The organism is Paenibacillus mesophilus, from assembly GCF_005938385.1.
Classification (GTDB): domain Bacteria; phylum Bacillota; class Bacilli; order Paenibacillales; family NBRC-103111; genus Paenibacillus_AB; species Paenibacillus_AB mesophilus.
In genome coordinates this window covers 78,426-102,198 of record NZ_VCRA01000024.1, presented here as the reverse complement: position 1 = coordinate 102,198, position 23,773 = coordinate 78,426, and the positions used below count along the sequence as shown (strand labels likewise).

General features: G+C 55.1%; 16 protein-coding genes. 10 read left to right on the top strand and 6 right to left on the bottom strand.

Annotation, left to right across the window (positions count from 1 at the left end; genetic code table 11):
- Positions 1-52: 52 nt before the first annotated feature.
- Positions 53-3,325 (top strand): OmpL47-type beta-barrel domain-containing protein, encoded by a 3,273-nt coding sequence (locus tag FE783_RS29110; protein ID WP_138882904.1) that lies wholly within the window; start codon positions 53-55, stop codon positions 3,323-3,325.
- Positions 3,326-3,500: 175 nt separating this feature from the next.
- On the opposite strand, the gene FE783_RS29105 is transcribed toward FE783_RS29110, so the two are convergent.
- From FE783_RS29105 to FE783_RS29095, 3 genes are all read right to left on the bottom strand, one after another.
- Positions 3,501-6,464, bottom strand: a complete 2,964-nt coding sequence (locus tag FE783_RS29105) for a peptidase domain-containing ABC transporter (RefSeq protein WP_158302091.1) — start codon at positions 6,462-6,464, stop codon at positions 3,501-3,503.
- Positions 6,465-6,591: 127 nt separating this feature from the next.
- Positions 6,592-7,377, bottom strand: a complete 786-nt coding sequence (locus FE783_RS29100; protein ID WP_158302090.1) for a peptidylprolyl isomerase — start codon at positions 7,375-7,377, stop codon at positions 6,592-6,594.
- Positions 7,378-7,495: 118 nt separating this feature from the next.
- A complete protein-coding gene (locus tag FE783_RS29095; protein ID WP_138882901.1) occupies positions 7,496-7,834 on the bottom strand; it encodes a hypothetical protein in 339 nt (112 codons plus the stop codon).
- 393 nt (positions 7,835-8,227) lie between these two features.
- On the opposite strand from FE783_RS29095, the gene FE783_RS29090 reads away from it, so the two are divergent.
- The 4 genes from FE783_RS29090 (at position 8,228) to FE783_RS29075 (ending at position 13,903) form a co-directional block, all read left to right on the top strand.
- The gene (locus FE783_RS29090) at positions 8,228-9,544 is read left to right on the top strand and encodes an ABC transporter substrate-binding protein (RefSeq protein WP_158302089.1); all 1,317 of its coding nucleotides are present in this window, start codon (positions 8,228-8,230) and stop codon (positions 9,542-9,544) included.
- A gap of 354 nt (positions 9,545-9,898) precedes the next feature.
- On the top strand, positions 9,899-11,308 hold the full coding sequence (locus FE783_RS29085) for an extracellular solute-binding protein (protein WP_138882899.1): 1,410 nt from the start codon (positions 9,899-9,901) through the stop codon (positions 11,306-11,308).
- 75 nt (positions 11,309-11,383) lie between these two features.
- Entirely contained in the window at positions 11,384-12,304 is a 921-nt protein-coding gene (locus FE783_RS29080) for an AraC family transcriptional regulator (protein ID WP_138882898.1), read from the top strand.
- 153 nt (positions 12,305-12,457) lie between these two features.
- A complete protein-coding gene (locus FE783_RS29075) occupies positions 12,458-13,903 on the top strand; it encodes a hypothetical protein (RefSeq protein ID WP_138882897.1) in 1,446 nt (481 codons plus the stop codon).
- Between the two features lie 96 nt (positions 13,904-13,999).
- Here the strand turns inward: FE783_RS29075 and FE783_RS29070 are convergent, their stop codons facing one another.
- The gene (locus tag FE783_RS29070) at positions 14,000-15,292 is read right to left on the bottom strand and encodes an aspartate aminotransferase family protein (protein WP_138882896.1); all 1,293 of its coding nucleotides are present in this window, start codon (positions 15,290-15,292) and stop codon (positions 14,000-14,002) included.
- Between the two features lie 220 nt (positions 15,293-15,512).
- Here FE783_RS29070 and FE783_RS29065 point away from each other — a divergent pair, with 220 nt between their 5' ends.
- The 5 genes from FE783_RS29065 (at position 15,513) to FE783_RS29045 (ending at position 20,956) form a co-directional block, all read left to right on the top strand.
- Complete coding sequence (locus FE783_RS29065; RefSeq protein WP_158302088.1) at positions 15,513-16,277, top strand: SDR family NAD(P)-dependent oxidoreductase; 765 nt, start codon at positions 15,513-15,515, stop codon at positions 16,275-16,277.
- A gap of 85 nt (positions 16,278-16,362) precedes the next feature.
- Positions 16,363-17,178: an IclR family transcriptional regulator gene (locus tag FE783_RS29060; protein WP_138882894.1), complete on the top strand. Its 816-nt coding sequence runs from the start codon at positions 16,363-16,365 to the stop codon at positions 17,176-17,178.
- Complete coding sequence (locus FE783_RS29055) at positions 17,159-18,937, top strand: IlvD/Edd family dehydratase (RefSeq protein ID WP_138882893.1); 1,779 nt, start codon at positions 17,159-17,161, stop codon at positions 18,935-18,937. Before FE783_RS29060 ends, FE783_RS29055 begins: the two co-directional genes overlap by 20 nt.
- Entirely contained in the window at positions 18,934-19,770 is an 837-nt protein-coding gene (locus tag FE783_RS29050; RefSeq protein ID WP_138882892.1) for an amidohydrolase family protein, read from the top strand. Before FE783_RS29055 ends, FE783_RS29050 begins: the two co-directional genes overlap by 4 nt.
- Before the next feature lie 25 nt (positions 19,771-19,795).
- The gene (locus tag FE783_RS29045) at positions 19,796-20,956 is read left to right on the top strand and encodes a Gfo/Idh/MocA family protein (protein WP_138882891.1); all 1,161 of its coding nucleotides are present in this window, start codon (positions 19,796-19,798) and stop codon (positions 20,954-20,956) included.
- Positions 20,957-21,328: 372 nt separating this feature from the next.
- On the opposite strand, the gene FE783_RS29040 is transcribed toward FE783_RS29045, so the two are convergent.
- Both FE783_RS29040 and FE783_RS29035 read right to left on the bottom strand, forming a co-directional pair.
- The gene (locus FE783_RS29040) at positions 21,329-21,556 is read right to left on the bottom strand and encodes a hypothetical protein (RefSeq protein ID WP_138882890.1); all 228 of its coding nucleotides are present in this window, start codon (positions 21,554-21,556) and stop codon (positions 21,329-21,331) included.
- 82 nt (positions 21,557-21,638) lie between these two features.
- On the bottom strand, positions 21,639-23,579 hold the full coding sequence (locus tag FE783_RS29035; protein ID WP_138882889.1) for a hypothetical protein: 1,941 nt from the start codon (positions 23,577-23,579) through the stop codon (positions 21,639-21,641).
- Between the last annotated feature and the right edge of the window lie 194 nt (positions 23,580-23,773).

Below are 23,773 nucleotides of genomic sequence, written 5' to 3'. Positions count from 1 at the left end.
TATTATAGTTGTGAGTCACGGGTGAGTCAATAATAAGGAGTTGATTGTTGTCATGAGAAAAAGTCGTTTTCGAATGGCCGTTAGCGGCATAGCTGCCGCTGCAGTTGCAGCCGGATTGCTGACCGGTACCGGAGCCGCGAACGCGTCGGCATCGGCGGCAACCGCCGAGACGCCGCCGCCTGTCGTGTTTAACGCCGGATTCGAAGAGCCTGCTGCCGGATCGGCGATTCCCGGCTGGACCCAAACGTTCGGCGCCGGAGAGAGCGGTGTGGCGTATGAGGTATCCTCGGACCAATCGTACGCGGGAACGAAAAGCTTGCTGCTCGACGATAAGAACGGCGCCAAAGCGCTGGGGCTGGAGAGCGCTCCTTTTCCCGTCGTTCCGGGCGCAGGTTATTCGGTATCTGCGATGATGAAAGTTGAAAACGGTTCCATGGCGATTTATATCCGCTATTTTGACGCTGCCGGCGTCAAGGTGGGAGAGTCCAGCAATTTCATCACCTCAACGAACGGCCAGTGGACGAAAAATGCGACATCGACGGTCGTACCGGCCAATGCGGCGACGGCGACCATCCTTTTGTATTCTTCCTCTGCGGGCATTACGCGCGGATATGCGGATCAGGTGGGGATCGAATTGAACAAGATCGGAGCGTTTCAACGGATCGGCGGCATCGTGAAAGGAACGATTAACGAAGATACGGCGGTCGGCATCGAAGATGGCAAGCCGGTTCTGTATACGGTTTTCAAGGGCAGAGGAGAGACGCCGACCGTATTCGCGGTCATCGATGCGGCGACACGAGGAGTGCTGCGCACGTTCCCGATGACGGGAGTCGAAGCGGCTTGGGGCGTCAAGACGTCTACGGACGGTCAAGTATACGTCGGCTCGCATTACGACGGCGGATTATACCGGTATAATCCGAACGGCAAGACGTTCGGTTTTGTCGGAAAGTTCGGCAGCGAGACGCACGTCTTCTCGCTCGTGGCCGGACCGGGCGGGAAAATGTACGCGGGCACGTATCCGAGCGGGAAATTGTTCGTTTACGATCCGGCGGTCGGCACGATCACCGATCTGGGCGATTTCGATCCGGAGCAGAAGTATGTGCGGTCACTTGCGTACGACGCCGGGCGCAATGTACTCTATGTAGGCGTCGGGGGATCGAAAAGCCGGATATTCCGGCTGAATCCGGACGGGTCGCAAAGCGAGCTTCTGGCCGGCCGGATCGCCGGAGGCGGGGATACGTACGCGTGGCCATACGGCATGGAGTTCGCCGAAGACCGGCTGTTCGTCAAATTTTCGAACGGCGATTTGCTGGTTATGCGCGGAGATACGAATGCCGTCGATTATTACGATCCGGCCGGTATCGACATTCATTCCGAGCGGGTAACGCCGATTCCCGGTCAGCCCGGCAAGGTACTGTACGCGAACAGCGGTCATCTGTATGCCTATGACGTAGAGACTCGTTCCGCGACGCAGCTCAAGACAATATCGGGCGGGATCAATTTCCACGAAGGCAAATTCGTCGACCTGGGCAATCCGGAATGGCCCGGGCTTACGTTCGTCGCCGGAGGCGCGTTCGGTAAAATATTGCACTACAACATGACGACGAACCGTGCCGAAGTGCGGCCGTCCGGCTATGAAGGGGCGCCTACTTTGATCCAGAGCATCCATCAAGGTCCCGGAGGGAAAATGTACGTTGCCGGATATATGGCCGGGTTTACCTCCTACGATCCGGTAACGGGGGACGTCTCCGATACGGAAGATTTCGGGCAGGTGGAATCGTCGGCCGTTCGTCAAGGGAATATGCTGATCGGCGCTTACGCGGGCTCCCGGATACTCGAATATAATCCGAATCTGCCTTGGTCGAGCAGCAACCCGCGTCAACTGTTCGACTTGCGCGCCTACCAGCAGGACCGTCCGTTCGCGATGACCTACGCGGAGGATATCGACAAGCTCTTCATCGGTACGGTGCCGAACTCGACTTCGCTTCAGGGAGCGCTTGCGATGTACGATTTCGCAACCAAGAAGTTGGATGTGTTCCGCAATATTATCCCGAACCAAAGCATCGTGTCCATGGTGTACCGGAACGGCCTTCTATATGTGGGGACGACCGTCTATGGCGGTCTCGGCACGAGCGGTCCTACGGAGCAAAACGCCAAGCTGTTCGTATTCGACCCGGTCACGAAGCAGAAAGTGTTCGAGACGATACCGGTATCCGGCCGCAAAGGAGTAACCGGTCTGCATGTCGGTCCGGACGGCATGATTTGGGGCATCGCCGAGGATACGATCTTCGTCTTCAATCCGGATACCCGGCTGTTTTCATACAAGGCGGCCAAGCTGAAAAGGTATAAAGCGGACGGCACGACTTGGACCTACGGGTTTCTGCAAACCGGAGCGGACGGCAACGTATACGGGACGTCGCGCGGACAATTTTTCATGGTGAAGCCGGATACGAAGGAATTCGTCATGCTTAACGGCTCTTACGGCAATTATTTGAATCGCGACGAAGCCGGCAATTTGTACTTCTCCGACAATAACTCGGACTTGTGGAAATATATCCCGCCCGTTGACGTGCCGGACGTGACGCCCCCTTTGACGGAAGCCGGCCTTTCGCCCCAGACGCCGAACGGGGAAAATGGCTGGTATACGGTACCGTTGTCGGTCCGGCTCGAGGCGTCCGACGACTTGTCCGGCGTTACCCAAACGGTATATAGCCTGGACGGCGGGGCAAAGTGGCTGAACTACGACGGGCCGATTTCGTTCGCGGCGGACGGCGCCTACAATATGCTGTACCGTTCTGCCGATGGAGCGGGCCATGTTGAAGCGGCCAAAACCGCATCGTTTCGGATCGACCGGACGGCTCCGGCGATTCAAGTGAACGTTGTCGCAGACTCGGTATACGCCGATTCGGGACAAATCGCCCTGCAAGTTGCCGTTACGGACGCAGGCTCGGGAGCGGATCATGCCTTCACGTCCGTGACGCTCGACGGACAGCCGATTGCCAAAGATGCGGTCGTGAAGCTGCATACGCTTCCGCTCGGATCGCATACGATAGCGGTATCGTCCAGAGACTTTGCCGGCAACAACGCAAATGCGACGATTCCGTTCCGGACGGAGGCGACCATGCAGTCGGTCGGAGCATTGATCGACATGTTCGCGTCCGACGGCTCGATCGATAACGGGGGCATCGCGGGCAGCTTACGCCAGCAACTGGCGAGCGGCTCGCTGCAAGCATTGCTAAACCATTTGCAGGCGCAGCGGGGCAAACATATTTCGGCGCAGGCGGCGGATATTTTGATCCGCGACGTCAGCGCATTGATGCAGTAACGGATTGACGGGTGGGCCGGCATGGCGTCGGTTCGCCCGTTTTTGTGTATAAGGCGGCTCGCATGCGAAATCGAAGGCGCGGCTATCTTTTGAGAACAACAAAGAAAGAACCGCCTAATTAGCGGTTCCTTCTCGACTGCATCCACGCTTAATATTATCCCTAATGTCACTTACCTCAAGCGGATTCCAACGACTGACTTACAAGCATGTGGTACAAGCCCTTGGCGGCTAATAACTGCTCATGTGTGCCCGACTCGGCAATAACGCCTTGATCCAACACGAGAATACGGTCCGCATTTCGGATCGTGCTGAGCCGGTGTGCGATAATGAGCGTTGTACGGTCTTTTAAAATCGTGCCCATATTACGCTGGATTGTCTTTTCGGATTCGTTGTCGAGCGCGCTCGTCGCTTCGTCGAAAATCAAGATGCGCGGGTTCCCGATCAGTGCTCGGGCGATGGCGATGCGCTGACGTTGCCCGCCGGACAGGCTGGCCCCCCGTTCCCCGACCTGCGTGTTATAACCGTTTGGCAATGAAGTTATGAACTCATGCGCTCCTGCAAGCATCGCGGCGGACATCACTTCATCCATCGATGCGTCAGGAAGATGATAAGCGATATTTTCGCGAATCGTTCCGCTGAATAGTGCCGCTTCCTGCTGGACGATACCGATTTGCCTGCGGAGCGCAGCGGCCTGCACTTGCATCAAATCATACCCGTCGATGCGGATCGTTCCGCTGCTGGGCTTGTACAGCTTGAGCAATAGATTGGCCAAGGTCGATTTCCCCGACCCGCTTCGGCCGACAACCGCAAGCGTCTGGCCCGGCGTCATTTCGAAGGAGACGTTCTGCAGTACGTTTTTCCCTTCGGAATCGTAGCGAAACGAAACGCGTTCGAATTCTACCTTTCCCTTCAGCTTGGGCAGCTCAGCCAGCCGGGTCGGATCCGTTTCTTCCTGCTCCGTCTCGAACACGTCTTCAAGTCGTTCCAAAGCAATACGCACTCCCTGAAATTCGTCCCACAATCTGATCAAGCCGAGTGCCGCGCCGGTCACGAGGCCGTTTACCGCGGTGAAAGCCATCAACTCCCCGACGGTCAGCTGTTCCCCTATGATCGAGACAGCTCCCGCATACATCAAGGTTACCGCGCTTATGGTTTGCAGCAGCGTGGCGGCCGTACCGGAAAAGATGCCGATTTTCCAGCTCTTCATCTGCACGATGGCCGATCGGCGGAACTTGTCCTCCGCTTTCTTGCGTACCTCCTCTTCTGCCGCGAGTGCCTTCACGGTCCGCATGGAGCCGACCGCTTCAACCAATACGTTCTGCAGGTCGACGTCAGCCTGGAACTGCTTCCTGCCGTTACGTTTCATGATAGGGGTCACGATCAGCGTCAGCGCGATGAAGCAGGGAATGAACGTCAGCGTAATCGAGGCAAGCCTCACGCTATATGTGAACATCACGCCGATGTAAACGACGATCGTCAAAACATCCAGGACGGCATTCATGCTGTTCGATACGAGAAAATGGCGAATCACCTGGTTTTCCCCGGCGCGCGTCAGGATATCGCCCACTTTCCTCGTGGCGAAATAGCGCATGGGCAGTCGAAACACATGCCGGTAAAAAGCCATTACCATCTCTATATCGATTTTCATGAACGTGCCTGCAATGATCCACTGTCTGACCGCTTGTACAAGCATCGTCACCAAGGAGACGCCCAGCATGACGAAGAGCATCAGGTTCAACTCGTCATATTGCCGTCCGACAAGCACGCGGTCGATCATCCGTTGGGTAAAAAGCGGAAGCGCCAAGTTGATGACCTGCAGCAGCAGCGTCAAACAAACGATCAGGAGCAGCGTCATCTTACTAGAAGCAAAAAAGGCCCAATAGCGCCGGAAAGAAGGATTAGATTCCTCCTGGACGAAAAAAGCTTCAGTCGGCTGCAGAAAAACCGCGCTCAGCGTCCATCCCTTCATAAATTCTTCGTGAGAATAAGTCAGCAGTCCGATCGCCGGGTCGGCCACGGTTACGGATCGATTGTCTACGCTAACGACCACCACATAATGATTGCCTCTCCAATGGGCAATTGCCGGAAGGACCCGCTCGGAAAGCCCCTTCAGGCTGCTGCGGACCGCCTCCGCCTGAAAGCCTATCCGTTCAGCGGTTTTGCACAGATGGTACAAGGTCGTTCCGTCCAGGCCGACTTGCGCGAGCTCCCGCAGACGGTGAATGCTGAGCCGTTTACCGTAGTGCCGAGCGATCATGGAGAGGCAGGAAGGCCCACAGTCCATCTCGCTTTGCTGAATAAAAACCGGAAACGATTTCCATGGTATCCGAACCTTGCGCCCTGCGTATCGCCAGGCTAATTCCTCCCCGGCTTCCGCTCCCGCTTCATAACTTGCACTCACCTCTGCAGTAGAGGCTCCAGCCGCTTCCGGATCCCGGGGATCCTCCACATTCTGCAAATAAGCCGACGCAATGCCGATTATCGTATCCCTGACCTTCGGATATTGCAGGATCAGCCTATCAAAGTCATGTTTGGCCAGTCGGAATACCGATACCGGTTCGTCCGCTGTAATCGTGGCCCTGCGTGGTTCTCCGGTAAGCAGCGCGAGCTCTCCGAAAAACTCTCCTGCCTTCACCGTATTGAGCTTGCGGTTTCCTTCGCTTTCCTTCCATACGGTAGCCGTACCGGTTCGAACGATGTAGAATGCGTCCCCTACTTCCCCTTCCCGTACGATAGGCTCGCCGGCGGCATACTCTTGAATGACCATATGATCCAGCAGCGAACGCAGCTCCCGATGTTGAAGCGGGGAAAAAAGCGCCGTCCGCTTCAAAAAATTGCGCATCGCATCGTCGGCCAAGAGCTCAAGCAAATACACCTTAAGTTCAGGATGCATGTTGATCATTTGCATGAACATGCTTTTCGACAACCGCAGCAGCTCCAGCTTCGTCGAAGCCCGCAGTGTATGCTCATTTACTTCATCCTTCAGCAGCCCTTCCTGACCGAAATGCTCACCGGCTTCCAACAATCCGTAATTGATTACTTTGCCGTCCGGATGCTGCCCGATAATCCGGACTCTGCCTGAAAGAATGAGATGGAACGCATCTGCACGTTCCCCCGCCTGAATAATCGTATCTCCCATTAGGAATCCAACAGTTGTAAAAGAGGAAAAAATCTCATTCCTTTCTTGCGGCGAAAGCACTTGAAAAATAGGGATTTTATCCAGAATCATTCGATGCAGCTCAAGCATAGCCGTTCCTCCCAAACCCTCAATCCGGCGTATCACCTGCCAAATAACGCCAAAGGTTGACATCTACATCCGACCGTTTGACCGCTTCGTCCAACCACTCGTCGAACAGCAAATCGGCGAGATTTGACCGAAGTTCTTCGGTAAGTTCGGTCGGAGCAACCTCCCAAACATGCAGCAGTCGCCAGCCTGAACCGGCTGGGAAAGGCCCCCCCGTTTCTCTGGCCTCGGCACCAAAGACGAAGGCCTCCTCTTCGGCGCTAAGCGCCGTCCTTCCCACCCATCCTACATACCCGCCGTTAAACCGGCTGCTGGCATTCAAGCAATACGTTTGTGCCAGCTTGAAGAACGATTCGCCTTCCTCTATCTGAAAAAGCAGCTCCTGCGCCTGCTCCCTTGTGCTGATGACCAATTGGGACAGATTCGCCCGATCGAAAGACCTACGGTTTTGCAGAAAATAAGCTTCGATCCGGTCTTCCGTAACGATCCGTTTCACTTTTTCCTCCAGAATACGGGCCCTGGCGCTTTCGTAAAGATCCTCGGTCTCGAGCCCCCGCTGTTCCAGCCAGGCCATCGTTTCCGCCGCACTATAGAGCCCCATTTGCTGCCTGATCTCGTTGACTTTCGCTTTTTCTTCCGGTTCGTCGACGGAAATTTGACGTTCTTCCGCATATTGCAGAATGACGGCCCTTCGAATCACGCTCTCGACAGCGGTGAATCCCCCATCGATACAGGCCACTCTCAATAGATCTCCCAAACGCCATTCCCATCCGTTCACGCTTAGCGCCGTAAGTTCCATCCCGCTCATTGGCCACCTCATTCCCGTTGAAAAGAAAGAACCTAACGGCCGTTAGGTTCTTTCTTTCCTTTCAATGCCACGTTCGAAAAAATTGACGCTCCCGTTTTATGTCAAACTTGGGAGCGGATCAGGGTTTTGGGCCTGCATTGAATGGGGGCGGCGGCGTAATCTTAACATTCGGGTTAACGTAGACAGACGGCTGTGTACCATTATATTGACCTGCATTGGGGTTGAGGATAACATTTCCGTCCTTTACTATAACATCGGTCGGCGGGGTTGACGTTTGGGCTGTACCGAACGATGGCGGTGCCTCGAATTGTACTTGTGGAGGAGCACCCGGTGGGATAATCTTCGGTTTCGGAATTGATTGCCCGAATCCTCCGGTTGTTTCCTTCATTTCCTGCTCCGAAAGCGGTTTCTCCAGATCGTCAAGCTTGACGTTCTTTGAAGCCTTTTTCCTAGGCATTGTAATACTCCTCCTTCTGAAGGTTAGAAAACATTTCCAATATTCGGTCACCTCAATCATACCATGGAATAGAAAATTTTGTAACTTGTTATTTGTCGTGGTTAACCGAGGTCCTGTCTTATCAAAGAGATGATAAAGGCTGTTAGATCCGGAGCCGTTTTTTTGTGTTGGACTTGCGGGCTTTATACAATCAACGGCGTACAAAAAAAATATGGTTTTTACTAAAGAAGGCGCAACGGGTACCCGATATAATGAGACTCGAAAGAGCTGAAGACGACTAAAATTGCCGGAAGGAGAGCGCTGCTTCGGTTGTGATGATGACGCTTTCATCGTGGCGGATCAAGCCGCCCGCCGAGTTCATTCATGCGAAAATATGTGAGGGAGGGCCAAACGATGATTCGAATGTACAAGAAATCCGCGCAAGCGGCGCTGCTCGCCATGCTGATCGGTATGGCGGCGGGCTGCAGCAAAGGTACGGCCGACCCGGCGCCGACGGCGGAGCCGGCGAAGACAACGGAGGCGAAGACGGACCCGGTCACTTTGAAAATCATGTGGTTCAACACGCTGGTGTCGAAGGAAGCGGTCGAGCAGTTCATTTCCGCACCGGTGAAGCGAAAATACCCGCACATTACGATCGAATATGTGGAGCCGAAAGCCGGCGCTTCCTTGCCGGATTTGATCGCCACCGGTCAAGGCGTTCCGGATATCGTCATCACCGATTACTCCAATCTGTCCAGCGCGATCGACCTGAAGTATCCGGCCGATCTTCAGGAACCGCTGAAGGCGGCCAAGATTGATCTGGGCGGCATGGAGGCCAGTCCTCTAGACGGAGTCCGAGCGCTCGGCGCCAAAGGGGAGTTATACGGCCTGCCGCTTTATTTGGACAAATACATGATGTTTTACAACAAAGATATTTTCGATCTGTTCGCCATCCCGTACCCGACCGGCGACAAGAGCTATGCCGATCTGATCGGACTTGTCAGGAAGCTGACCCGGACGGAAGGCGGCGTATCTTATTTGGGCTACCGATGGGGAGACTTGTACACGTTCGGCTTCCAATTCGGCCTTCCGGTCATCAATGCCAAGACCGGCAAAGCCGATCTGCAGACGGAAGGGTGGAAAAGCGCGCTCTCTTTAATGAAGCAAATGGTGGACATGGGCATCGACAACAAAATTACGCATGATCATTTTTTCAAGGAAAAGCGGCTCGGGATTTACCCGCAATGGATGGGAGCGGCGTACGGATTGCTGTCTCAGGCGGGTGGAGGCTTGAACTGGGATATGACCGCGCTGCCGTACTCCAAAGATCAGCCCAAGACGTCGGGCCCGGCCAAGCCGATCTATATGCTGGCTTCGTCAGTCGGCAAACATAAGGAGCAGGCTATTCAGGCGATTTCGTACGTGACCACTTCGCCCGAGGTACAGCTGATCCTTTCTCAGAACGGCAGAATCAGCTCGCTGAAAGACGAGGCGATCCGCAAGCAATTCGGCTCGAAGCTGGATTTGCTGGCAGGCAAAAACGTGAGTGCCGTATTCCGGTATCCGTTCGATAAGCTGCCGAATACGACCGCCTATGAGTCGGTAGCTTGGCCCGGGCTGGATACGGCTCCGCCCGCCATCATGGCCGGAGCGGACGTCAATACCGCCTTGCGCAAGGCGGAGGAGGAAGCGAACAAGAAGGTGGACGATTATTTGCAGAGCCGGAAGTAGGGGCAATCGCTGATCCAACTCACTCAAATGCCCGAAGGAGCCGCGGTAGCGGCTCCTTGTTTACCTATGTAGGGTTTATATATTTCGGGGTCCCCGCAAAGTAATTGGAATAAGCATCGAAGGCAGGCTCCACTTTGTGGGGTTATTTTGCGTTCGAGGGGAGCTGCTCTAATGTATGCAGGGGCGATGAAAATGTTTTGTGGTGTACTTGGGTCGTATTGACAGTGATATTGTGGTGTCTTATATTGAGGGTGTGAAGTGGGAAATAGATATTGTAGTGTATACCATTGGAATCATCATACACTAGAAATAAATGCTTGGCTTCGAGGAATTCCGATTTTCCGTCAAGCGGTTATGAAACGGAGCGTGTTGTTCATCGTGAAGGCGAATTCGACAAACACCCCCTTTCAGCTCAAGCTGGACAGGATGGCTGATCAATTGCGCCAAGACATTCTCAACGGTACCTACCCCGACCAATCTTTCCTGCCGCCCGAGCCGGAATTGGCGAAGAGGTTTCAGCTAAGCAACAAGTCGGTGCGCAAAGGGATGATGAAGCTCGTCGAGGACGGCCTGATCGTCAAAATTCCGAGAGTCGGCAACCGGGTGAATATGAAGCGGGCCGGCGTTACGCTGACATTGGCTTGCTCGTCGACGATCGAGCGTGATTTTCAACTGACCAGACTGCTCGACGATTTTCACCGTCAGCATCCGTGGATTCGCGTCCATACCGTTCCTTTCGCCGAAATACCGAAGTTCGACGATGACGGAGACCGCCGGCAGGCGGATGTGATCGCCTTGGATTCGACCCAATTCCAACAGCTGAAGGAGGAAGGGAGGCATACGATGCTCGAGCCGCTCTACGGCTCGGACGATGCATACCCGTTCCTGAACGCGGCATTTGGAGCGGACGATCGGCAATACGTAATTCCGGCGATTTTCTCGCCGATCGTATTATGCTACAATCGCGCTCATTTCCGTGAATGTCGGCTTCCGGAACCCCACGGGGGATGGACGTGGGACGAACTCGTCCGCAGCGCGACCAAGCTATCCGAGAACCGGAACCGGTTCGGCATCTGCTTCCACATCGTATCGGAAAACCGCTGGCCGTTGTTTTTGCTGCAAAGCGGCGGACGATTCGAATGGGAGGGCGGGCGTCTGTCCGATCTGCGCGGCACGAAGCTGCTGGAAGGGATTCGGCGAAGCAAGCGGCTGATCAGCAACCACGACATATTCCCACACTATTTGTCGGAGAACAACGACGATGTCAACGCCATGTTCAAGGAAGGCAAATTGTCGATGATCGTAACGAGCTATATGGGGTTGAACGATTTTCGGAACGCCGAGCTCGACTACGATATTTCGCCGCTTCCTTACGTTCAGGAACCGCGGACGCTAGTGGTCGTCATCGGATTCGGCATGAACCGGTATTCTCCCCATAAGGAAGCGGCCGGTCAGCTGATCGACTATTTCGGATCGAAGCGGACCCAGGATCTGATGCGCAAGTTTACGCTGAGCATACCGGCGCTTCAGCACGACGGGGATTTCGTCAAGCCGATCATGCCGATGCCGAGCCGGTACGGACTGTACCGAGAGATCGTTTCTTCCTACTGCATGCATAGCGAATTGAATTTACCGTGGCGGCTCAACCCTATATTGGCGTCTCAATTGAAAGCTTATTGGGCGGACCTGCTGGACGAGGATGAATTGTGCCGCAAACTGGCCGATAAATTGATTTTACGGGAAGCGGAAATGGCCGAAAGGTGAACGGATTCGCGCTTTAAGGCCGGAGCTTGGTGCGACTGGGAGCCGAAGCGATTCGGAACGAAATGGGGGATTCGGATGAGCTTCAATTCGACGAGCGTGCTGTATATTTCGCGCTGCAAGTACAAGTCCGAAAACTGCGTCATCGATCATTGCCACAACTTCCATCATCTTTTGTACGTGATCGGCGGGAGCGGAACGTTTTGCGCAAACGGTGTCGACTATACGATGCGCAAGGACGATCTGTATGTCATTGCACCGGGGACTTATCACAGCCTGCAGTCGGATTCGTCCAGTCCCTTGTGTACGATCGAAGTCAAAGCTCTCGTGAGTGATCCCCTGCTCGAATCGTATTTGCAGAACATGTCGCTCAAAATGATTATTCCCCATGTCAAAATGAAGATGATCTTGGAAGCGATGCTGGAAGAAGCGACATTATGTCGGCCGCAATATAAGGAGATCATTACGGCTCATTTCATTGAATTCATCTTGAACATCCAACGCACCCGCAGTATGGCCGACCCGGAGGAGGAACGGAGCGCGACCCGTATACCGGACCCATCGCCGGCCGGAAAACACGCTACCCGCCTGCTCCCGGACCGAGTAGATCCCGGGGACGATTTGCCCAGCTTGGCGCAGCAATATTTGCACGCGAACTATGGACGGAAAATCGTGCTGCAGGAGCTGGCCCGGCAATTGACGGTCAGCAGCGCTCATCTGTGCCGCGTCTTTTACGAGCGGTTCCGGGTGTCTCCGATGCAGTATTTAAACAATTGGCGCATTCAGCAGGCGAAGGAGCTGCTGGTCAACACGGAGTTGACGGTGACGGAAATTTCCGCCGAGGTCGGGTTTCAGAGCGTCCACTATTTAAGCAGACGCTTCGCCGCCAAGGAGAACATGTCGCCGCTGAAGTACCGTCTGATGAACAAGGAAATCGTCGAGATGCAAATCGAAGACCATTACGTCATTGTCGATCACCATATCGTCATGCAGCGTTAATGCCAAGGTCCGTATTCCGGATCTTTTTTTTGTATGCGGAAAACGGTCCGGCATATCAACAGCGTACAAAAAATATCGTTCTTTTACTAAAGAATCCGCGGGGAATCCTCTATATAATGGTTCTCGACAAGAGAAACGAAAGGATGTTGCGGTATGCAATTGCGAGCAGGCGTGGCCAAGAGCGATATTACGACCAGTCGGGATGGGGTAGTCATCAGCGATCGTCTGTATGCGAAAGCACTCGTTCTGGACGATGGAAACACGAGGGTGGCCATCGTCGCGATGGACGCCTTGGCGATAGGGGGACTCGGCGATATTAAGGACGATTTCTTGCCGAAGCTGCGCGAGCGGATTCAGCAGGAGCTGCATATTCCCGGCGGCAACGTAATGGTCAATGCCTCCCATACTCACCCGCAAGGAAGGCTGTTGTGCGAAGACGACGAGCAGGTTCAGCGAACGTTCGAGGCTGTTCGTCGGGCGATGGACAATATGACGGAAGTTAAGGTCGGCTCCGGCTTCGGCCACGAAGACCGGATTACGGTTAACCGGAATTTGAGAATGAATGACGGGAAGCATTGGTCGATCCGTTATGCACACCCTTGTCCGCGGGATGAGGATGTTGCGGGCATCGGGCCGATCGACCCCGCTATCGGGGTGCTGCGCATCGACCGGACGGACGGGCGGCCGCTTGCCGTCGTATACAATTTCGCCTGCCATTTGCTGATCGGCGTTCCGGAACGCGGCGTCACGGCGAATTTTCCGGGCTTCGCCTCGAAAGTCATAGAGGATAATATGGGCGACGGGGCGATGGCGTTGTTTTTGCAAGGGGCGGGCGGGGACCTATTGGAGCTGTATTTCAAGGATGTCAACCGTCCCAGAAACTGCGAGCCGCTAGGCACGATGCTCGGCTTGAGCACGCTCGAAGCGGTGCGGAACATCCGAACTAAGGATGCGCAGTTAAGCGTCTGTTCGGAAACGATCCGGCTTCCGCGAAGAACCGATATTGCCGAGCGGATCGAAGAAAGGCTGCGGGAGCAGACCGAGCTGCTGGCCGCCATGCGAAGCACGTGCCTGAATTTCAAAACATTTCTGCCGCTGTATCTGAAATACGCCCTCGATCCGCAATATCCGGCGGACTACTCGTACCGGTATATGCAGGAGGAGGCAATCGGCGCCAATGAGCTGACGACGATGGATGCGCATAACCGGCACAATCTGGACAGATATGTGAAAAATATAGAGGCGATGGAAAAGCTGATCCGAATTCAGGAAGATATCGCTACGCTGAAAGTTCATCAGGAGCTGAACCGGGAAGCGGGCGAGCCGGACATCCCCGCCGAAGTGCAAGCGATCAAAATCGGAGATTGCGTGCTGCTCACGGCTCCGGCGGAGCTGCTCGTCGAAATCGGGCTGAAGCTGAAGCAAGCTTCGCCGTACGAGCACACGTTCATAGCCGCCTTCTCAAACGGATACATGCACTACGCCGCGCCGGCCGAGCATTACGGCAAAGGAGGCTACGAGGTTACCGAATGTTTGCTTGCCCCCGAGTGGCAGCAAGCCTACGAGGAGAAGGCCGGCGAATTGATCGGCAGGCTGTAGGGAAGCGCGGAAGGAACCATCTCATTCGAGTGCACCGGTGAGAGAAAAATAGGAGGAACCGCCTAGTTAGCGGTTCCTCCTTCTCTACATCCACCATTATTTGCTGCGCGACATTTCCTTCAGCACGGTTTCGATCGCTTCCAGCGTTACGGCGATATCCTCGTCCGTATGGCTGTAGCTGATATGATTGCGCTTGATGTTCATCGGCATTTTGTAAATGCCTTTCTCGATCAGCTTCTTCCGGTACGATACGTAAAATTCGGCGTCGTTGTGCTGCAGATCGGTGTAGTTTTTCGGCTCGAAGCCCATGAAGTAGGTCGTCCATGTCGAACCGAAGCCGGCGACGTAAGCCGTGATGCCGAGGCGGTCGACGATGCCGCGAATTTCGGAGCGCACCTTGTCGCCCAAGCGGAAAATATGCTCATGGACCGGTTCGTTCTCCATCGTTTCGATTGTAGCGATACAAGCGGCGGTGCCGACGGCATGGCCGTTGTAAGTGCCCGCGAACCAAACGTCGCCGCCCGGCTGCGTGTTGAAGCGCTGCATATATTCTTTCTTGCCGGCGATAGCCGCGATCGGGAAGCCGTTCGCCATCGCTTTGCCCATCGTCGTCAAGTCCGGAGTTACGCCCGCGACTTTCTGGTAACCGCCGAGGTCGTGGCGGAAGCCGGTGATGACTTCGTCGAATATAAGCAGGGCGCCGTTCGCCGTACAAATTTCGCGAAGGCCTTCCAGGAAGCCCGGCTGCGGCATGATGATGCCGATATTGTGCGGGATCGGCTCCAGAATGATCGCCGCGATCTCGCCTTTGTTTTCGGCGAAGGTGCGCTCGACGTCATCCAGGTCGTTATATGTGCAGACGAGCGTATTGTCGATCGCTTCGTCCAGCATGCCGGCCGATCCGGGATCGCGCTTGCCGATTTTGTCCCAGGCGCTAAGCATGTTGCGGGCGACGTAGTCGTGCCAGCCGTGGTAGCAGCCTTGGAATTTGATGATTTTGTTCCGTCCGGTAATGCCGCGGGACAAGCGGATCGCATGATAAGTCGCTTCCGAGCCCGAGTTGCACAGCAGCACCTGCTCGGCGGAAGGGACGTGCGTGGAAATTTTGCGGGAAGCTTCGATTTCCAGATCCGTTGTTCCTACGCCGTACATGTCGGTCTTGCTCAGTGCTTGAATGACTTTATTGTTGACGGCCGGATAGTTGTGTCCAAGAATATAAGGTCCGAAAGCGGCTTGGTAATCGATATATTTGTTGCCGTCGGCGTCATAGATGTAGGCGCCTTCCCCTTTCGTAAAGACGAGAAACGGCTCTACGTTCCGTGTCGCGGAATGAACGCCACCGGGCGTATATTTATTGCTTTCCTGACGAAGCTTGGCGCTGTTGTTCATGTCGTTCCTCCAATAATCAGTATATTAAATACGATTCAATAAGTTGATTATATGGTGCCGATCGTTCCGAAGTCAACCTGGGATTCGAATAACCAAAAACTTTTTTGCATGGATTAACATTCATTTGACAATGAAAAATGGATTCCACTATTATTATAGTGAATAATGTTCAATATACTAAGTCAACCATTCCGAGATGTCGTCGGAGGAGGAACTATTAATGAAGCTATCCGGGAAAAAAGTGCTGATAACGGGCGGCGCTCAAGGAATCGGGCAAGGCATCGCCGAGAAGTTTGTGCGGGAAGGCGCAGAGCTGTTTCTGCTTGATGTGAGAGGCGAGGAATTGAAGGAAACCGTCGAAGCGCTGCGCGGCGAGACGTCGTCTGCGATCGAATACGCCGTATGCGATTTGAGCGACCTTGACGCTACGCTCGCGGCTGCGGAGCAAGCCTGGACCCGATTGGGCGGCATCGACATTTTGATCAACAACGCGGGCATTGCGTTCCGCGAGCCATTCTCCGGAATATCGCTCGATCGTTGGAAAAAAGTAATGGACGTTAACGTCAACGCGATGTTCGTGTTAAGCCAGGCTGTTGCGAACCGGATGATCGAACGCGGCACGGGCGGGGCGATCGTCAATATGACTTCGAAGAACGGGCTGGCGGGCAGCTCGATGCTTGCCCACTACAACGCTTCCAAAGGCGCCGTCGTGCTGCTGACCCAATCGATGGCCGTCGAGCTCGCTTCGCACGGAATCCGGGTCAACGCGGTTGCTCCGGGTTTTATCGATACGCCGTTGGACCGGAAGCTGAAGCAGCAGGATCAGTCTCTGAACTTGACCGCGCGTACGCCGATGGGCCGTCTCGGCTCCGTGGAAGAGGTGGCGAACGCGTTCCTGTTCCTTGCTTCCGACGACGCTTCTTATATTACCGGCGTAACGCTTCCGGTAGACGGCGGGCACTTGGCCAATGCGGGCGAGCTGTGAGCATTTCCCGGTTCATCCATCAATTGTAGTATAGCCTTTCGAAGCTTGCCGGATACGAATTCTTATAAGAAAGGAGGGACCGTCATTGAAAAAGCAGCCGAAGGAATATTCGGTTCCGGCGATCGATAAAACGGTCGCCATTCTGAACGCGCTCGCCGACCGTCAGCTGTCGATCCAAGACATTCATACGTCGCTGAACGTTCCGAAATCGACCGCTTTCGTCATCTTGAACGCGCTCGAGCAATATTCGCTCATCCAGAAAAATCCGGAAGGCAAATACCGGCTCGGGCACGGGGTGCTCCGCTGGGGAATCGGATATATGAAGTCGATGGATCTCGTGACGATCGCGCGGCCGCATCTGGAGAAGCTTATTGCAGACACGCCCTATACGGCTCACTTGGCCGTTTCGGAGAAAGATAAGCCGGTTTACGTGGATAAAGTGGAAGGAAACGGCTTCGTCCGCTTCGCCACGAATATCGGGCAAATTCAGCCGCTGCATATGTCGGGCGTAGGGAAAGCGATCGCATCGGGCATGTCGGACGAGGAGATCGCTTCCGCGTTGACCGCCGAGCTGGAGGCGGCGCCGGATAAGCTCGGACGGGCGATGGAGAAGCTGATGGAAGATGTGCGCTATGTACGCAAATACGGATATTCGATCGAGGACGAGGAATTCGAGGAAGGCATCCGGTGCATCGGCGCCCCGATCCGGGACGGCAACGGCCAAGTGTTCGCTTCGATCAGCATAACGTCCTTGAACAAAGATTTGCCGGCCACGAAATTTCAGCAGATCGGGGAAGCCGTAAAGGAAACAGCCGACCGCATTTCCGCCGAGCTTGGTTTTATGGAGCAACAGACGATGCCGAAAGGGGAATTGCCGAAACATGGGAACGGGCGAACATAAAGACACCGGCGCAATCGGGAAACAAAATGGCGAAGGCAATAAAGAAGCGCTGCGCGGAGCGAAATATTTTCAGGATCCGGGCTTCTGGGGATTCATCCACCGCTCCTTCACCAAATCGATGGGGTATACGGACGAGGATTTGCGCAAGCCGGTTATCGGCATTGCCAACACGTTCAGCGAGCTGAACAAATGCCATTCCAACTTCAACGAGCTGGTCGAATACGTGAAGCGCGGCGTATGGCAGGCGGGCGGCATGCCGATGGAATTTCCGACGATCTCGATCGGGGAGCCGTACGTCAAGCCTACGACAATGCTGCTTCGCAACTTGATGGCGATGGATACCGAGGAAATGATCAAAGCGCATCCGCTGGACGGCGTCGTTCTCGTAGGCGGCTGCGACAAGACGGTACCGGCGCAATTGATGGCGGCCATCAGTGCGAATGTACCGGCGATCGTCCTGACCGGAGGGCCGATGCTGAACGGCAGACTGAACGGACAGTCGCTCGGCGCCTGCACCGACTGCTACAAATATACGCTCGAGCATAAGGCGGGCAACATTACCGACAAGGAGCTGTCGACAGCGGAGGATGCGATATGCCGCAGCGATGGCCACTGTATGGTAATGGGAACGGCTAGCACGATGGCTTCGATTGCGGAGGCGCTCGGCATGGCGCTGCCCGGCTGTGCGGCCATTCCCGCACCCGATTCGCGCCGCAAGCATATGGCTGAGAGGACAGGTAAGCAGATCGTCGAAATCGTCCGGCAAAACATTCGTCCTCGCGACGTCATCACGCCGAAATCGATCGAGAACGCGATCCGCGTCACGATGGCGAGCGGCGGCTCGACCAATGCGATCATCCATCTGGTCGCGATCGCGGGAAGGCTCGGCTACAAGCTGGAGCTCGAAACGTTCGACAAGCTCGCGGCGGATACGCCGTTCCTGCTCAACCTGAAGCCTTCCGGCAAATATATGATGGAAGAATATTTCGAAGCGGGCGGCGTGCCTTCGCTTATGAAAGAGCTGGAATCGAAGCTTCATACCGATTGTTTGACCGTTACCGGCGGAACGGTAGCCGATAACCTGCGCGGCGTATATACGATCAACCGCGATGTTATCGCATCGCTGGACCGTCCGCTTGCGGAGCAGGGTGGCATCGCCGTCCTCCGAGGCAACTTGTCCCCGAACGGGGCGCTCATCAAGCAGACGGCGGTATCGCCGCATTTGAAGAAGCACCGGGGCAAAGCGGTCGTCTTCCACTCGCCGGCCGATTTGGAAGCCCGCATCGACGACCCGGATTTGGACGTCGACGAGAACAGTGTGCTCGTCCTGATCAACGCGGGACCGAAGGGCGCTCCGGCGATGCCGGAAATCGGCCAAATCCCGATTCCGCAGAAGCTGCTGCTGAAAGGGGTGCGGGATATGGTGCGCATCTCCGACGCACGGATCAGCGGCACCTCCTATGGCGCGCTTATCGTGCATACAGCTCCCGAAGCGGCAATCGGCGGCCCGCTTGCGCTCGTGCGCGACGGCGACGAGATCGAGCTGGACATCGAGGCTCGCAAGCTGCACTTGCACGTAGACGATGCGACGCTTGAGCTTAGAAGGAAAGATTGGAAGCCGGCGGAGCCCGCATACGACCGCGGCTACGGTTTGCTGTTCCTGGAGCATGTGCTGCAGGCCGACGAAGGCTGCGACTTCGACTTCCTGCTGCCCAAGGAGCTGCGCGAAGCGCGCAAGAAAGGCGGGAATGCGGAGTGATTTTCGACTGCCATACGCATCTGTTTTTGCCCGGTCAAGTAGGCGGAGAGTGGAAAGCGGCGGCCAAACGGGCGTGGAACGTCGACGATGTGATCGCTACCGAGGAGCAGCACCACGAATCCGTGAAAGATTTCGACGGAGCGATCGTGCTGGCATTCGACGCTACGGCTGTCGGAGCGCACGTGCCGAACGAAGACGTAGCGCGGTATTGCGCCACGGCGCCGGGCAAGCTGTTCGGCTTCGCCAGCGTCGACCCGAACCGGCCGAACGCGGCGCGGCTGCTGGAAGAAGCGATATCGGAATACAAGCTGTGCGGACTGAAGCTCGGACCGATCTACCAAAACTTTTATCCGAACGACAAACAGCATTACGCGTTCTACGCCAAAGCGAACGAGCTGAAGCTGCCGATCATGTGGCATCAAGGCACGTCGTTCATCCCGGAAGGCTATTTGGATGCTTCCCGGCCGGTCGAGCTCGATCCGATCGCCCGCACGTTCCCGGACTTGAAGATGATTATTGCCCATATGGGCCATCCGTGGATCGACGAGTGCATCTCGGTCGTCCGCAAAAACCCGAACGTCTATATGGACATGTCCGCCCTCGGCTCTCGCCCGTGGCAGTTTTACAACGCTCTCGTATCGGCGATGGAATACGGCGTGACGCATAAAATATTATTCGGCTCGGACTTCCCGTTCTTCACGACGCAGAAGACGATTGACTTGTTCCGTAACGTAAACCAGTTCGCTAAAGGGACGACTTTACCACAAATTCCGGATCAAGTGATCGAAGATATTATTCACCGCAATACGCCAGAACTATTAGGGCTCGTATAGCCCTCTTGGAACGGAGTTGATTCCGATGACATTAAAAGTAGGTATAGTCGGAGCGCGGGGACTGAGCAATCTGCTTGGTTTCCGGGCCATTCCCGACGTGGAAGTGACGGCGCTGTGCGATCTGCACGAAGGCTTGCTGAAGGAGCAGGCCGCGAAGTTCAACATCCCGCACACGTACCGGATCTACGAGGACATGCTCGAATCCGACATCGATGCGGTCGTCGTCTCTACCCCGATGCAGCTTCACGTTCAGCAGACGATCCAGGCGCTGGAGGCAGGCAAGCACGTCATGTGCGAAGTGACGGCCGGCGTCACGATGGACGAACTGTGGTGGCTGAAGGAAGCGGTGGAGAAGCATAGCGATAAAGTGTTCATGTTCGCGGAAAACTACTGCTATATCCCTACGAACCAGCTCATTGCGAATATGGTGAATCAAGGGATGTTCGGCGAAATTTATTTCGGCGAAGGCGAGTATATCCACGATGTCAAACATTTGGCTTACGGCTACAACCGGCGTGTTCCCGGCGAGCAAGCCGCATCGAACAAAACGTCTTGGCGCAATTATTGGCAGTTCGGCAAGCGCGGCATTTTCTACCCGACGCACAGCTTGGGTCCGGTCATGCAATGGTTCAAGGGCGACCGGATCAAGTCGATCTCGACGTTCGCGACAGGCTGGCATACGGCTCCGCAGTTCCGTCAGGAAGACACGTCGGTCACGATGTGCCAGCTGGAAAGCGGCAAGCTGATCAAGCTGAGACTGGACTGCGTGTCGAACCGCCCGCACAACGGAGCCTATTACACGCTGCAAGGCACGAAAGGCTGTTACGAAGCACCGCGAGGTCTTGGCGACCAGCACAAAATTTATTTCCATACGGACGGAGAAGACCCGAACAAGGCTGCTTGGCGTCCGCTGTCCGACTTTAACGACCTGCTGCCCGAGCGATACCGCAACGTGACGGAGGAGCAGCGCAGCGCCGGGCATTGGGGCGGCGACTACTTCATCGTGCAGGATTTCGTGGATTCGATCCGCAACGGGACGAAGCCGCCGATCGACGTATACGACGCGTGCGAGTGGACGGCGGTAGGGCTGCTGTCCGAGCTGTCGGTCACGAACGGCGGCAGAGTGATGGACGTACCGGATTTCCATAAAAACAGCACCTATAAAGATCAAATTATACGGCTTTAAGTACGGTGAGCTGCTTCTTGGCCGCAGGCACATGGGTTACCATGTGCCTTGTTGCTTCGGCGCCGGTACCCCGGGAGGCTGTTATTAGGTCGATAACGCTCATTTGTACGTTATTTTAGGCATGCTACCCGTTTGTGGAGCGACTAAGGTACATAGGAGCATTATTGGATCGACATTGGACCGTTTTCCCGTCCGCCGCCCCTTTTTCGAGCTTATAAGGTGCAATTGAGCTCTATTCTCCTGTGGAGAGACGATCTTTGCGAGAATAAGGTACATAGGAGCATTATTGTTATTCTGCAAGGCAGTTTCGATTTATAAAGCCGGCCCCTTTGTGGAGCCGGCTTTATCGGTGCCCGGATGAAACCGGATCACTCATACAAGCAGTACGATGGCGAGCAGATCGAACAGAACCAGCGGCAAAATAAAGGGTGCGAAGAAAGTTGTGCCGACTTTGCCTTTTTTCACCCGGGGCGATTTTTGCAAATAAACGTGCGTTTTCGTCACTTTTACGATTTTGCCGATATGCGATTTACCCGTTTTCGTCCGGATCTTCACGCGGCGATTGATCATGGAATGAGCTGTTTTATAAAATTCCGCCATTTCGAACACCTCCCGTCAACTACTACCGTATGCGCGGCTTAGTAGAGAGTGAGGGCGCGTCCCGTCCATTTGAGGCGAGGCGTCAGAACGGCGTCAGACGAATGTCCAACGACAATAGCTTATCGGTCCGGTCTATTTCATACACGAGGACGATAGTCTGGTTGGGAAACGGAATATCCATACTGAACCGTCTCGGCTGATCCAATGAATTCTGCTGCTGCGCTTGCTGTTGCTGTTGCTGCTCCGGCGCGCTGCCGGTATAACTTCCGGTTGCAGCTTGTTCCGCTGAAGGAGGCAGCTGCCGCGATTCATAGCCGCTCTGAATGCCGGCCTTCGTCAAATACCCCAGCATTTCCGCCAATCCGGCCCGTCCGTATTGATTCCGCAAGTAGTCGGTCCACTGTCGCTCCGTCCAATCCGGGGCTGTAATCTTCGCCTTGCCGCCCTCGATCGCTTTCAGCACCCGTTTGACCATAGCGCCGTCCGCTTCCTGAAGGGCGACCGCGAGTTGGATAAATAGGCGCCTAGGGCCGACTCCGCTGAGCTCGTTTTTCGACTCCAGCATATCCAGCACGTCTTGATTGCGCAAATCGGAAGAGAACCAATAGGTGTTGAAGTCGTCAGGGTTTTGTTTGCTTGCGCGCGGAACGAAGTATTGTCCGTCCGACGATACGCGAAAGAGCGAGCCCGCCTCGAACCGGGTCGGATACTGCAGCACGAACACATGACTTCCGTCGCCGCTGACGGTCATTTCCAGCGACATCGCCTCCCTCGCTTTGTCTTCCAAAGCAAGGATCGAAGCCGAGCCGCCGCGGCTGGAATAATAGAAGGAGCCGTCCTCGCTCCGTTCCCGGACGAGCCGATAAAGAATCGTCTGCTCCGTCGGAACTTTCTCCACCCGGTGCGTAATCGTGTTGCCCGAACGTGTAACTTTATCCACGGATACGTCCCAGTGTACGGTGGCGGTTCCGCGCAGCTCATCGTATACGCGCCCATTGGACATATCGGGCAGTGCGATCCGTATCCGGTACGGGTCAGGCTGCCATGCGTAACTGTCATACATTTGATCGGAAGCGTACATGACATCGGAGAATCCGGAATGAAACGACACGCCGCTTAGTTCAGACTTGGTACCAGCGATCGCGCGGTCCACGGCTTGAAGCGGATAGCCGGAGGAAACCCAGACTCCTATGGCCGGTACGACGAAGATCAAGGATATGGCCGCCAGCAGCTTCATGCGGCTGAACGGTATCGTCTCCGTGCGCTTAGGACTTGCAGCATTCAAACCTTGTCTAAGCTTCTCGTGGAGCCGTCTCATGAACTCCCCGATCAAGCTCGTTCCCGCGCAGCTGTATACGAGCATGCAGACGTAATAGTTGTAAGGCTTGGCAATGAAGTTGAACGCACTGAATATTCCCGTAAAAAAAAGCGTGAGCAGCGCGAAAGGAACCATAGACCAGAAATAAGCTCGGAAGACAGAAGGAGCGGAAGCGATCGCTTGGGGAAGCGAATCATCGCGCAATACGATCAAGTACGGTACGAGCGAGTAGAAGAATACGACTACGAAGACGATAGCTCCGATCGGCCAGGCCCACAGGGCAAGCATCATCCCGGCTAATCCGACGGCAGTGTGCAGCGAGGTCCAACCGAGCATCCGTTTGAAATAACGCTTCCCGTATTCGCGCAGCGGAGCCGGCCGCTCCTGCAGGACGGCGCTTCTCAAGCCGCCCAAGTATACGGCTCTCGCGTAGCTCTGCACGACGATGACTGCTGCGGAAATCAAAAGTGACGCCCATACCGCCCCCTGCCCTCGGGTTGGAAGATAGGATAGAGGTACCTTCAAGTCTTGTATGGAAGGCATCCATAGCGGAATTGTCGCGTGGAACCCGGATTGAAGCGGGGACTGGGGAGCGCCCAGCAAGTGAGCCGGATGAATCGAGAATCCGAAGTATACGCCGAGGCCGACCATCGCACTGAGAAATACGTCGGTCAGCATGGCCAGTACAATCAGTTTGGGGTACATGCCGCGTTCTCCTTTCCGAACATGGTGTGCTCTATGTAAGGAGACGCCGCGAAGGCTTGAATAGTTTCGGTAAAATTGAAAAATCCCATAATTGTTGTAAATAGTGGGTGCAAATAGGAGTAGTGGACGAAAGAAAAAGGTGCAGCCTGTAGGAAAGCTGCACCTCGTCATATGAAATGTGGATCGCCAGATGG